The sequence below is a fragment of the Telmatobacter sp. DSM 110680 genome, from assembly GCF_039994875.1.
In the GTDB taxonomy this organism is placed as follows: domain Bacteria; phylum Acidobacteriota; class Terriglobia; order Terriglobales; family Acidobacteriaceae; genus Telmatobacter.
Window position 1 is genome coordinate 1,827,387 of record NZ_CP121196.1, and the last position, 12,438, is coordinate 1,839,824.

The window sequence follows — 12,438 nt, forward strand, 5'->3', positions numbered from 1 at the left end:
TTCCGGAGACGAGTGTAAATCACGCACTCAGTGAAGCGGCATCGCAGTGAGGTGAATCTGGGAGATTCCCATGAATCCCGTCTATTCGCGTGAGCCTAAATCTTCTGCGCCGATGCGATGCGGGGAATGCCCTGGAGGTCGTGAGTAAATTCGATCTTCTGAAAGCCGGCACTTTTGAGCAGAAACTCGACGTCGGACATCTGGCTGAAGCCGAATTCGAACGCGAGGTATCCGCCGGGAGCAACAGCCGCGTATGCGGCGGGAATCAAACGGCGGAAAATTGCTAGGCCGTCATCTCCGCCGAAGAGGGCAACTGCGGGTTCGTGTTCGCGGACTTCCACAGAAATAAGAGCGCGGTCGGTATTGGGGACGTAAGGCGGATTGGAGACGATAATGTCGAATTGTTCGTCGGACACGGGCGTGAGCAGGTCTCCGTTGAGAAAGCGGATGCGATCTGCGACGTGATTGAGCTTCGCATTGTCGCGAGCGATCGAAAGCGCGGCTTCAGAGATGTCGACAGCCGTCAGATAGGCATGAGGCAGATGCACTGCGAGCGCGATTGATATCGCGCCGGAACCGGTCCCGACGTCAAGGATACGGGCGTCCTTTTGTGTTGCGAGTGCGACGCACTTTTCGACCAGGTGCTCGGTCTCTGGCCGCGGGATAAGCACATCCGGCGTAACGCGAAAAGGCATTCCGTAGAACTCAGTTTCGCCAATGATGTACTGAATCGGCTCACCTTTGCGGCGACGTTCAAGCAGGCCAGCGTAACGGATGGCTGTGCATCCAGCGAAATCATCTTCCGCATGCGCCATCAGCCACGCTTTATTTTTCCCAATCAGGTACAGCAGCAGCGTCTCAGCATCGCGCTTTGCACGGTCTGGATGGGGCCCGTCGAGAAGCTGCGCTTCGCTCTGGACAAGCCAATCACGCAGCGTCATCAGGCTGCCTGATCGTTATCGGCCTTCAACTGCTCTGCCTGGTAGTGGGTGACGAGTGCATCGACAATCGGCTGCAGCCGCCCTTCCATGATCAGGTCGAGCTGGTGCAGGGTCAGTCCTATGCGGTGATCGGTGAGCCGGTTCTGCGGGAAATTGTAAGTGCGGATCTTCTCGCTGCGATCCCCCGATCCCACCTGCGACTTACGCGCCGCCGCCAGTTCGGCATTCTGCTTTTCCATCTCCATCTCGTACAGTCGGGAACGCAGCACGCGCATACCCTTTTCGCGATTCTTGATCTGCGACTTTTCGTCCTGGCAACTCACCACCGTGTTGGTTGGAATGTGCGTAATGCGCACTGCGGAGTAAGTCGTGTTCACTGACTGCCCACCCGGCCCCGACGAGCAGAATGTGTCGATGCGAATATCCTTCGCCTCAATCTTGATATCGACGTCCTCGGCCTCAGGCAGCACCGCAACCGTGATCGCCGACGTGTGCACGCGCCCTTGTGTCTCGGTAGCGGGAACGCGCTGCACGCGATGCACGCCGCTTTCCCACTTGAGCTGCGAATAAACGCGCTTGCCTTCAATGATCGCGATAACTTCCTTGCACCCGCCGACGCCCGACTCCGACAGCGACATCACCTCGACCTTCCAGCGGTGCTGCTCGGCAAAGCGGGTATACATGCGGAACACTTCCGCTGCGAAAAGCGAAGCCTCATCGCCGCCAGTCCCGGCGCGGATTTCGAGAATCACGTTCTTCTCGTCATTGGGATCCTTGGGGATCAGCAGGATCTTGATCTCCTCTTCGATGGCAGCGGCGCGCGGCTCCAGCGCTGCGATCTCTTCCTCGGCCATGGCGCGCATGTCGGCGTCAGCCTCCGCCAGCATCGCGCGCGCATCCGCCAGGCCCTGCTGCACCTGCTTCAGTTCGCGATACTTTTCGACTGGCTCTTCGATTTCGCGCAGCGCCTTGGCCGTCTTCTGATATTTTTCGTGGTCGTTCAACACCTCGGGCAGCGAGAACTGCGCTTGCAGGTCGTTAAACCGTTGCTCCATCTGTTCCAGGCGATCAAGCATTTTGCCCTCCGGGCTCTTGTGTTTTGGAGTAGTGATTTGGGGCAGGAAAAGGGCGCAGAACAGTGTAGGCGGCGGGCGCCGCTAGAGCAGAGCCGGGATGGGCTGGTGAAGAGTCATTGCACTAATTGATTCTATCCCGAAACGCCGAATCCCGCGCATTCTATCCATGCACGGGATCCAACCATCCGTTACAAGAGTTTGATTCAAAAGCACTCAATATGGTCGCAGGCATTCATCAGCGGCAACTGCAGATTCGAATCGTGGTCCGGGTCGGAGTAGATCGTAATAGTCGCCGGTTTGTAGTCCTCCGGCTTGGCGATCATGATGTTGGGCACGAAGGTCTGCGGATTGCGATCATACAGCGGAAACCACGTGCTTTGAATCTCCACCATCACCGTGTGCCCAGCCTTGAAAACATGATCCACGTCGTGCAGGCTGTAGCGATATTCCTTCACCGAGCCAGAACGCATCGGGGTCGGCTTCGCAAAGCTTTCAAGATACCGTCCGCGAAAGATCTCTTCGTTGGTCATCAGCTGATATCCCCGCATCTTCGGGTCGGGATCGTCATCGGGATACTGGTCGATCAGCTTTACCACCATGTCGTTGTCGGTGCCTGTGGTCGATGCAAAGATGTCCGCTATCACTTCGCCGGTTACCACCAGGTCCTTCTTAAGCACCGACAATTTCCACACAGCCACATCTTTGCGATCGGTTACAAACCGCTGGTCTTCTGTCAGCCAGTTGAACCATTGCGAACCGTCGCCATAGGTAGGCTGAATCGGACGGTGTCTGTACGGAACCGGGTTTGCCGGATCGCTTTCGTAGCTAGACTTGGCCGGTTCCTTGGCGTCGCTCCAACTCAGGAGTCCATCGCCCACGAGGTGCAGGCTCGTCGGCTGTGCCTCCTTGGGCGGGAAATGCGAGTAGCGCTTCCAGGTGTTCGAGCCCGTCTGAAAGCTGGCCGTATCTTCGAGGTCAAACCCGGGCTCGTCCTTTAGATAATGGCCGAAGAACTTCGCCTCAAGCTGCGCGCGAAACTCCTTGCCGATCGATTCCCCATAATTCAGATTGCCGAGATGCCGCGACGACGATCCCCATGACCCGTGCCTCCACGGCCCAAGCACAAGAAAGTTCTGCTGATTGTTGTCGTGGGCCTCCAACCGCTTGTACTCTTCCTGCGGCCCCCACATATCTTCCTGGTCGTAGTAGCCGCCAACGCTCAGCGTCGGTACCGCCACCGTGTCAAGATGATTCTCCACGCCCCGCGACGACCATACAGTGTCATAGCTTGGATGATCGAGGAAGAGCTTCCATGTAGGAAATGGATCCTTGATGCCCGATTTCTTCACGTCCTGCGCAAACGATCCGCGCTCCAGAAAGTAGTTGTATCCATCCTCAGGCTTGCCATCCTTGTCCTTGCCGTAACTCACTTCCGTTTGCTGCTTGCTGGCTTCCATTCCGAAGACGTAGTCGTATCCGTAGGTCTGCCGGAAGGCGCCGTTGTGGAAGAAATCGTCGCCCATCCAGACGTCGATCATCGGTGCCTGCGGCGAGACGGCCTTCACCGCCGGATGTGGATCGATCCCCGCCTCCATCGCCAGAAATCCCGGATAGCTGGTCCCCACGAATCCCGCGCGTCCGTTGTTGCCCTGCACATTTTTCAAAAGCCAGTCAACGGTGTCGTACGTGTCCGTGCTTTCATCCACTGCTTTTCGATCGTGATGGTCAACCTGCGGCCGGCTCATCACAAACTGCCCCTCGCTCTTGAACCGCCCGCGAATATCCCCGCAGACGTAGATGTACCCTGCGCGCGCCAGCTCAGGTCGTCCGCCGAAGAATGAACCACGACTGGTGTCATCGCAACCATAGGGCGTGCGCTGCACAAGAAACGGAAGCGGCACCGCGATGTCCGCGGGCTTCAAAACAACGATGTGCAGCTTGATCCCGTCGCGCATCGGGATCATGAACTCGCTACGTTGATAGTCATGAAAGATGTGGTGAACCGGATCGCCGGTGCGCTTGTAAATCACATTAGGATCATTCGTAGAGACCACGGACACGCCGTGGCCACTCGCATCCACGGTGAACTTGATCGTCATCTTCGTCTGCGGAATCCCGAATTCCGTCGGCGAATTCTGGTTGAGCGCCGTAGGCACCATGCGCTCCGATTCCACCACCAGCTTGCCGTTCTCGACGTAAAAGCTGACCGGCGTGTCGGGATCTGCGGCATCCGTATACTCGCCCGAAAGTCCTGCCAGTTGTGCCGAGGCGTCGATAACGCTTTGCCCCCGCGGAGTAGCTGCCTGCGCAAACTGCAAAGTCTTACTGGTTGAGAAAAGCAGGACAAAGCTGAGAAAAGAGACAGCAACTCGACGTCGCGTCAAGACGGGGGACCTCCTGAAATGCGTACTACAGCAGTATCGGATTGGTCCGAAACTGCCGCTAATGCGCGTGACCGTGATGGCTGTGAGCGACCGGGCTCGACATCTCTTCAATGGGCACAACACACCCGTGCAGCTCTTCGCATCCTTCGTGTTCAAACTGAATTGTAGAGTGCTGAATCGCGAAATGATCGCGCAGCACGTGATTCAGATTCACCAGAATGCAGGCGCTCTCCGAAGGCGGAATGTCTGCAATACACACATGGCAAGCCAGCGCATGGCTGTTCGATCCCAAGCTCCACACATGCAGATCGTGCACGTTCAGCACGCCTTCCACATCCTCCATGCCCGAGCGAATCTCGTTTAGCGTCACTCCGCGTGGCGTACCCTCCAGCAGAATATTCAGAGTCTCCCGCACAATGCCGGTGCTGGTCCACAGAATCAGCGCGGCAATCACCAGCGAAAGCACCGGATCAATCCAGTTGCGCCCGGTGAACAGAATCCCTGCGCCTCCCGCGATCACCGCAGCCGTCGAAAGAGTGTCGCCCGCCATGTGCAGAAAGGCGCTCCGCATGTTCACGTCGCGCGCCACTCCCCACAACAGCGCCGCGATCACACCGTTCATCACGACGCCGGCGGCCGCGACAACCATCATGAGCTTGGGCTGTACCGCGACCGGCGCACTCAGTCGATGAACCGCCTCGATGCCGATCCAGATGGAAATAACGATCAACGTTGCCGCATTCACGAAAGCCGCCAGCACACCGGCGCGCTGGTAGCCAAAGGTCTTCGAGTGGGTAGCTGGACGGCTCTGAAAATAGACCGCGACAAAGCTGAGCAGCAGCGCCAGAAAATCAGAGACGTTATGTCCAGACTCCGACAAAAGTGCAAGCGAGTGGGCACGCAATCCGGCCACAAAAGTGATCACCACATAAGCCAGCGTGGCAACCAGCGAGAAGCGCAATACGGATTGCGTCCTGGAGGACCCGGCGCCAGTGGGCGCCGCGTGGACATGCATAACCAAAGTGTAAATGGGGACGTGTATGCGACGCTAACTGCGCGATGTAAGACTCGCTAGGATGCTAACTCTGGTCCGGCCGCAACTGCCCCAGATCATGATGCTTCCGCGCATCGACATGCGGAAAAACCGGCAGCGTCGATCGCAAACCCGACCATGATTCCGACACCACGATGCTGTTCTGCGGATTACCCGGCTGGTAGCGTACCGTGCACGGAAACCCCGCGCGCATCAGCCCCGTGTCCATGATGCCGAGCAGCGTAGTGATGTCCTGCGAGCACTCGTAGTCCACCCCGCTGCTCCGATAGCTGTACTCCAGCATTGTCAGCGTTCGTCCGTCTTCAAGAGTTATCTCGCGAACATCGAGCAACATGCCATCGATCAGCCGCCCTGCTTGCGCCAGCAATTTGCGGCGCGCGCGCTCCAGTTCCTCTTCCGTCGGCCGCTTACGCCGCAGGTAGAGAACCGCTCCAACGGTGAGGCCGGCAATCAAAGAAACTCCGGCGGCCGCTTCCCATACGTTTCTGCTGAGGAGGGTCATTTGCGAAGGGACGTCGCGTGGAGGTCCCACCTTCAGAATACCCCAGATCGAAATCCAGGTGCCGCAGGGAGAAACATTGGAACAGTCCAAAGGTACCGGAGCTTTAACCTTCTTGAATCGTCCACATTCTGCATCTAAACTCGCCATCATCGGAGGCGCGCAATGAAAGTTGGAGTGCTTGGGTCGGGAGACGTAGCCAAAACACTGGCAGGCGGTTTTCTGAAACACGGTCATTCGGTAAAAATTGGCAGCCGCAACCCCGCCAAACTGGCCGACTGGTCCACGCAAAACTCCGGCAGCACCGTCGGCACATTCGCCGAAGCGGCAGGGTTCGGCGAACTGCTTGTCCTCGCCGTCAAAGGCGATGCCGCCGCTGAGGCGCTTTCGCTGGCCGGCAAAACCAATCTCGCCGGCAAAACCGTGATCGACGCCTGCAATCCCATCGAGAATGCCCCGCCCGAGAAAGGCGTACTTCGCTTCTTCACCGACATCAACAAGTCGTTGATGGAAACGCTGCAGAGCCAGTTCAGCGAAGCGCATTTTATAAAGGCATTCAACTCTGTTGGCTTTCCCTGCATGATCAATCCGGAGTTCGCCGGCGGCAAACCCACCATGTTTATCTGCGGCAACGACGAGGGAGCCAAAAAGCAGGTGACCCAGATCAACGAGCAATTCGGCTGGGAGACGGCCGACATGGGTCCGATGGAAGCTGCGCGTGCCATCGAACCGTTGTGCATGCTTTGGTGTATTCCAGGCTTCACCCGCAACGACTGGACCCACGCGTTCAAGCTGTTGACGAAATGACGGATGGAGCCGCGAAGATCGGGACTGGGCGCTTGATTTTGCGGAAATGGCGCGACAGTGATCGTGAACCGTTCGCGCGGTTGAATCGCGACCCACAGGTGATGGAGCACTTTCCGGCGTTGCTCACGCGGCAGCAGAGCGACGCCTTAGTCGATCGCGCCGAAGCGCATCTCGAGCAGCATGGCTTCGGGCCCTGGGCCGCGGAACTGCGCGAAACCAACGAGTTCATTGGTTTCGTAAGCCTCTTCATCCCCCAATTCGAAGCGCCCTTCATGCCATGCGTCGAAATCGGTTGGCGCCTGGCGCGTGACCATTGGGGCAAAGGGCTGGCAACCGAAGGCGCTCGCACGCTGGTTCGACAAGCGTTTGAAGTTCAAGGGCTGCACGAGTTGGTGTCCTTCACGGTTCCGGCGAATCAGCGCTCCTTGCGTGTGATGCAAAAGCTTGGCATGACCCATGATCCTCTGGATGACTTTGACCACCCGTCCATCGCAGCTGACCATCCGCTAAGTCGCCACGTGCTCTACCGACTCAAACGTGAGAACTGGATCACCGCTGATACGCGCTAGCTTTTCAAAACAAACCACGATTGGCATTTTTCCAAAGATAGGCAATCCAATACTGGATTGCCTATCTTTGGCCGACCGAACCAACGCTGGTTGCGCGCACTCGCGAACTTTTTAGGGCCGCGAGTCGCCAGGATGGGTCAATCTCAATTCAAAAATGCACCCTGATTCGGACGATCCAGAGAGAACGTCGGGATCTCGATATCAAAATGCTCACCGCTCTCACTCTCCATCTGGTAGGCGCCGCCCATCATCCCGGATGGCGTGTCGAGAGGTACGCCACTCGTATATTCAAAGCTCTCTCCCGGCTTTAGGACTGGTTGTTCCCCGACAACACCTGGTCCCTTGACCTCGGTCAGTTCGCCACGCGCATTCGAGATCATCCAGTGCCGGCTCAGCAGGTGCACCGTTTCCGGTCCCTGGTTCTCGATGATCACTCGATAAGCCCAAAAATACTGCGAGCTTTCCGGCGATGATCTCGCCTCAAGGTAAGTTGGCTCAACGCTCACCGCGATTCCTCGAGTGTTTGCCACATACGGTGCCCATTTGGCCATGGAGAAAGTTTAGATCAAGATGGAGACGCCGTATCACTTATGTCTGGGGTCGCGTGATTCTTCAATCGTCCCTTCGCCTTGACCCGGCGGAGCGCCCACTCGTATGCTCGGGAACGATTACGCGTATGTGCTGCATCGGGTTGCGCCATCGCGGGGAGAGCCAAGCATGAGTTCGATCGCATCTGCCACCACGCCTGTTCATCGGTTTGCCGCGCAACCCCTGCTGGTTCGTCGCGCGGCGGTCCTGGGCGCCGGAACCATGGGCTCTCGCATCGCCGCGCACCTCGCCAATGCCGGGATCCCTTCGTTGCTGCTCGACATGGTTCCGGCCGGAGACGGATCGCGCAATAGGCTCGCCGAATCAGCGCTCGCTGCGTTGGCCAAATCTAAGCCCGCAGCTTTCTATGAATCGTCGCTGTCATCAATGGTGACGGTCGGAAACTTCGAAGACGACTTGCCGAAGCTGAAGCAGTGCGACTGGGTCATCGAAGTTGTCGCTGAAAATCTTGAGATCAAGCGGACGCTCCTCGATCGTGTACTGCCTCACCTGTCTCCTGACGCTGTGCTCTCCAGCAATACGTCGGGCTTGCCAATTGCAAAGATCGCCGCCGGTCTCCAATCGCATCGCGATCGCTTCTTCGGAACGCACTTCTTCAATCCGCCTCGCTACATGCAACTGCTGGAGATCATTCCCACGGCGGAGAGTGATCCAGCGTTGGTCGCTGCTTTTGCGACTTTCGCTGACCGCGCGCTCGGCAAGCAGGTCGTATTCGCCAACGACACCCCTAATTTCATCGGAAATCGCATCGGCGTTTTCGTGATGTTTTTAGCGTCAACCCTCATGCTGGAGCAAGGCCTCACCATTGAAGAAGTCGACGCGCTCACTGGTCCGGCGCTGGGCTTTCCGCGTACTGGCACATTTCGCCTCGCTGACATGGTGGGTATCGACATCCTCGCCCATGTCGCAGCGAACTTTCCACAGGGGGTCACGCCGGGAGGATTCTCTCAGAAACTGCAGGAGATCGTTAAGCTCGGCTGGCTGGGCGACAAATCCGGCCAGGGTTTCTACAAAAAAACGCGCGTCACGGATGGCAAAGACCAAAGGATGGTCCTCGACCTGGACAAGTTCGAATATCGCCCCTCCGCAAAGCCAGCGTTGCCGTCGCTCGATATCGCGAAGAATGCCAATACCGTGCAGGAACGCATAAAGCTACTGCTGGCCAACGATCCCAAAAAAGACAAGGCCGCCAGATTCCTATGGCCGTTCCTCGCGTCGCTCTGGAACTTCGCCGCGGACCGCATCGGAGATGCCTCCAACGACGCCCCCTCGATCGATCAGGCGATGCGCGCAGGCTTTAACTGGGAACTCGGTCCATTCGAACTCTGGGATGCCGCCGGCGTCCGCGAGTCCGTCGCCCGCATGCGCGACCTGACTATTCCAGTCAGCCCAGCCGTGGAGGGTTTGCTTGATTCTGCTCTGGCATCTACTGCCGTCTCCTGGTATTCGCCCGATGGCCCGCAGTGCTACAACCCGGTCAGCGGCGCCTGGGAGCCCATCCCACAGCAGCCCGGGCATGCCCGCGTTGCCGACTACCGCCGGACGAACGGAATAGTGCGAAGCAATGCCGGCGCATCGCTCGTCGACATCGGCGACGGCATCGGATGTATCGAACTGCACTCGCTGAAAAACGCTATCGGCGGCGACGTCGTAGCGATGATCACCTCCGTCTTGAATCCCACTTCCGACGCCGTCAAAAACTTCCGCGGCTTCGTGATCAGCGGCGATCGCGACCGCTTCAGCGTAGGCGCCAACCTGATGCAATTGCTCCTCGGCGCGCAAGAGGGCGACTGGGAAGAAGTGGAAGGAGCTATTCGCGCCTTCCAGCAGATGTCGATGTCCATCAAGTTTTGCCCGCGTCCCGTCGTCGTAGCGCCATTCAATCTCACCCTCGGCGGGGGCGCAGAAATCTCTCTCCACGCCGCGCGCCGCCAGCCCCATGCCGAGACCTACATCGGCCTGGTCGAAACCGGCATCGGCCTCATCCCCGGCGGTGGCGGGACCAAGGAGATGCTGTTGCGCGCCGTTGATGCGGCTGCCGCGCTCGCGCCTCCCGACCCCAAAGACCCGCCCTCCCGCTTCGCACAGTCGGCCGAGATGAACTCCGCGCTCAAACGCACCCTTGAAACCATTGCGATGGCCAAGGTTTCCACCTCCGCACTCGAGGCACGCGCACTCGGCCTCCTGTTGCCCGCCGACAGCATCACCCTTAATCGCGAGCGTCTCCTGCTCGACGCAAAGGAACAGGCCATCGCCCTCGCTGAAGGTGGATACACCGCTCCGCAGCCGCGCGTTATTCCCGCTCCCGGCACAGCATCTCTCGCCGTCCTCAATACCGGAGTCTTTCTCATGGGCGAAGCCGGCTTCGCTTCGGAACACGACATGAAGGTAGCCCGCTGGGTGGCCTACATCCTCTGCGGCGGCAAGGTTACCGCCGGCTCGCTCGTCACTGAGCAATATCTGCTGGACCTCGAGCGCGAAGCATTCCTCTCCTTGTGCGGCGAGCGCAAGACGCAGGAACGCGTCGCGTATACACTTAAGACCGGCAAACCACTGCGCAATTAAATGAAGTTTGCAGCGCTCATTCTGTTTACGACCACGTCGTGCACGCTCGCAACCTCCTGCGTACTCGCGCAGGATTCACCGGCTCCCACCAACAGTCAGTCGCGCCAGCTTACAGAGACCGGCAAGACCAGTCTCGATGGTCAGACGGCCTCTTATCTCATCCGCCGTCTGCCTGCCAGTTCGTTTCCCGACCTGCCCGATGCCATCGCCGATCTTCTCGATCAGCGCGGCTGCATGGTTCCGCAAACCTACCAGGCGCATCGACCTGAAAACGTGATCCACGCCAGCTTTGAATCCCCCGGCTCGTCTGACTGGGCTGTGCTTTGCTCTGCGCACGGCAATGTAGATTTGCTGGTCTTCTTCGCTCGCTCGCCGGGCAAGCCGGTCACGCTTGCTTCAGTACCGGAACTGGAACGGCTTCAGCGCCATGATTCCTCGGGCGTCCTGGGCTTTGACTGGGGCATCGATCCCGCATCACCGCAGCAGGTCCGCGAAGCTCAGGCGGGTATGGAACATCATCCTCCGCTGCTGGACCATGACGCGCTCGAAGACACCGTACTGAGCGGCAAGTCCATCTACCACTTTTTCACCCGCAACGCCTGGACGGTCATCGATATGCCGGAATGACCGCGTTCCGATCGTGTGCTGGTTGACCTCCTCAGGTCCCGCAGTCTAACAATGAGCCAGCACGAATCGCATCTGTCCGGAGTTTGCCATGCCCGAAGCCGTACTCGTCAGCGCCGTCCGTACGCCCGTTGGCCGCGCCCCCAAAGGTGCTCTCTCCACCACCCGCCCCGACGATCTGGCCGCCGCCGCCCTGATCAATGCTCTTGAGCGCATTCCAGCCCTCGATAAATCCGAAGTCGAAGACGTGATCCTCGGCTGCGCCCAGCAGGAAGGCGAGTCAGGCTGGAACATGGCACGCATGACGGCTCTTCGAGCCCAACTCCCTATCGATGTCCCCGGCATGACCGTCAACCGCCTCTGCGCCTCCGGTCTTGAGGCCATCGCCCAGGCCGATATGCGGATCCGCAGCGGTATGCAGCGCGTCGTCATCGCGGGCGGAGCAGAAACCATGAGCATGCTGCCCATGGGAGGCATCAAACCCCGCCCCAATCCCTGGCTGTCAGAGAATTATCCCGCCGCGCTGCTCACGATGGGCCTCACCGCCGAGCGCGTCGCAAAGCACTACAGCATCTCCCGCGAAGATGCAGATGCCTTCTCGCTTGCGAGTCACCAAAAAGCCGTCGCCGCACAAGCCGCCGGCAAATTCACTGAAGAGCTCGTGCCCATCAACGTCACCAATACGACCCCCAGTGCCAGGGCAGGTAAGCCCGACTCTTCCGATTCCGTCTTCTCGGCCGACGAAGGTCCCCGCGCCGACACCACGGCCCAGGCGCTCGCCGCTCTGAAGCCGGTATTTCATGCAAAGGGAACCGTCACTGCCGGTAATTCCTCGCAGACCTCCGACGGTGCTGCTGCGGCTGTTTTGATGGATTCCGCTCGCGCCAGCGAACTGGGCATTCAGCCCCTGGCCCGGCTGGTGGCCTACGCTGTAGCCGGTTGCCTGCCCGAAGAGATGGGCATGGGGCCGCTTTACGCGGTTCCCAAAGCGCTCAAAAAAGCCGGCCTCAAACTCGACGACATCGACCTCATCGAATTCAACGAAGCCTTTGCCGCCCAGGCTCTGGCCGTGATCCGCGAACTCGGCTTCGATCCAGCAAAGGTCAACGTCAATGGCGGCGCCATCGCGCTCGGACATCCTCTCGGCTGCACCGGTGCCAAACTGACTGCAACTCTACTAAGCGAGATGAAATGCCGAAACGCGCGCTACGGCATGGTGACGATGTGCGTAGGAGGCGGGCAGGGAGCCGCAGGCATCTTCGAACGGCTCAACTAACCCTTGTGAAATGTGCAGTAGAAAAAGAAACGGC

At 58.8% G+C, this 12,438-nt stretch carries 11 protein-coding genes; 5 read left to right on the forward strand and 6 right to left on the reverse strand.

All coding sequences use genetic code 11. The features are described 5' to 3' along the window. Positions 1–95: 95 nt before the first annotated feature. The 5 genes from prmC to P8935_RS07530 form a co-directional block, all read right to left on the reverse strand. A complete protein-coding gene (prmC, locus tag P8935_RS07510) occupies positions 96–941 on the reverse strand; it encodes a peptide chain release factor N(5)-glutamine methyltransferase (RefSeq protein WP_348264372.1) in 846 nt (281 codons plus the stop codon). Further along, entirely contained in the window at positions 941–2,017 is a 1,077-nt protein-coding gene (prfA, locus tag P8935_RS07515) for a peptide chain release factor 1 (RefSeq protein WP_348264373.1), read from the reverse strand. The genes prmC and prfA overlap by 1 nt, the downstream gene beginning before the upstream one ends. A 203-nt stretch (positions 2,018–2,220) precedes the next feature. Further along, positions 2,221–4,401 (reverse strand): CocE/NonD family hydrolase, encoded by a 2,181-nt coding sequence (locus P8935_RS07520; protein WP_348264374.1) that lies wholly within the window; start codon positions 4,399–4,401, stop codon positions 2,221–2,223. A 58-nt stretch (positions 4,402–4,459) separates the two neighbouring features. After that, positions 4,460–5,416, reverse strand: a complete 957-nt coding sequence (locus P8935_RS07525; protein WP_348264375.1) for a cation diffusion facilitator family transporter — start codon at positions 5,414–5,416, stop codon at positions 4,460–4,462. A gap of 64 nt (positions 5,417–5,480) precedes the next feature. Next, on the reverse strand, positions 5,481–5,957 hold the full coding sequence (locus P8935_RS07530) for a hypothetical protein (protein ID WP_348264376.1): 477 nt from the start codon (positions 5,955–5,957) through the stop codon (positions 5,481–5,483). Positions 5,958–6,119: 162 nt separating this feature from the next. On the opposite strand from P8935_RS07530, the gene P8935_RS07535 reads away from it, so the two are divergent. Next, entirely contained in the window at positions 6,120–6,761 is a 642-nt protein-coding gene (locus tag P8935_RS07535) for an NAD(P)-binding domain-containing protein (protein ID WP_348264377.1), read from the forward strand. 32 nt (positions 6,762–6,793) lie between these two features. Continuing rightward, the gene (locus tag P8935_RS07540; protein ID WP_348264378.1) at positions 6,794–7,330 is read left to right on the forward strand and encodes a GNAT family N-acetyltransferase; all 537 of its coding nucleotides are present in this window, start codon (positions 6,794–6,796) and stop codon (positions 7,328–7,330) included. Positions 7,331–7,473: 143 nt separating this feature from the next. Here P8935_RS07540 and apaG read toward each other — a convergent pair whose 3' ends face one another. Then, positions 7,474–7,881, reverse strand: a complete 408-nt coding sequence (gene apaG, locus P8935_RS07545; protein WP_348264379.1) for a Co2+/Mg2+ efflux protein ApaG — start codon at positions 7,879–7,881, stop codon at positions 7,474–7,476. A 166-nt stretch (positions 7,882–8,047) separates the two neighbouring features. Here apaG and P8935_RS07550 point away from each other — a divergent pair, with 166 nt between their 5' ends. The 3 genes from P8935_RS07550 (at position 8,048) to P8935_RS07560 (ending at position 12,404) form a co-directional block, all read left to right on the forward strand. Beyond that, a complete protein-coding gene (locus tag P8935_RS07550; protein ID WP_348264380.1) occupies positions 8,048–10,504 on the forward strand; it encodes a 3-hydroxyacyl-CoA dehydrogenase NAD-binding domain-containing protein in 2,457 nt (818 codons plus the stop codon). After that, positions 10,505–11,131 (forward strand): hypothetical protein, encoded by a 627-nt coding sequence (locus P8935_RS07555; protein WP_348264381.1) that lies wholly within the window; start codon positions 10,505–10,507, stop codon positions 11,129–11,131. It begins immediately after the preceding gene. A gap of 88 nt (positions 11,132–11,219) precedes the next feature. Next, on the forward strand, positions 11,220–12,404 hold the full coding sequence (locus P8935_RS07560; protein WP_348264382.1) for an acetyl-CoA C-acyltransferase: 1,185 nt from the start codon (positions 11,220–11,222) through the stop codon (positions 12,402–12,404). The last annotated feature ends 34 nt before the right edge of the window (positions 12,405–12,438 follow it).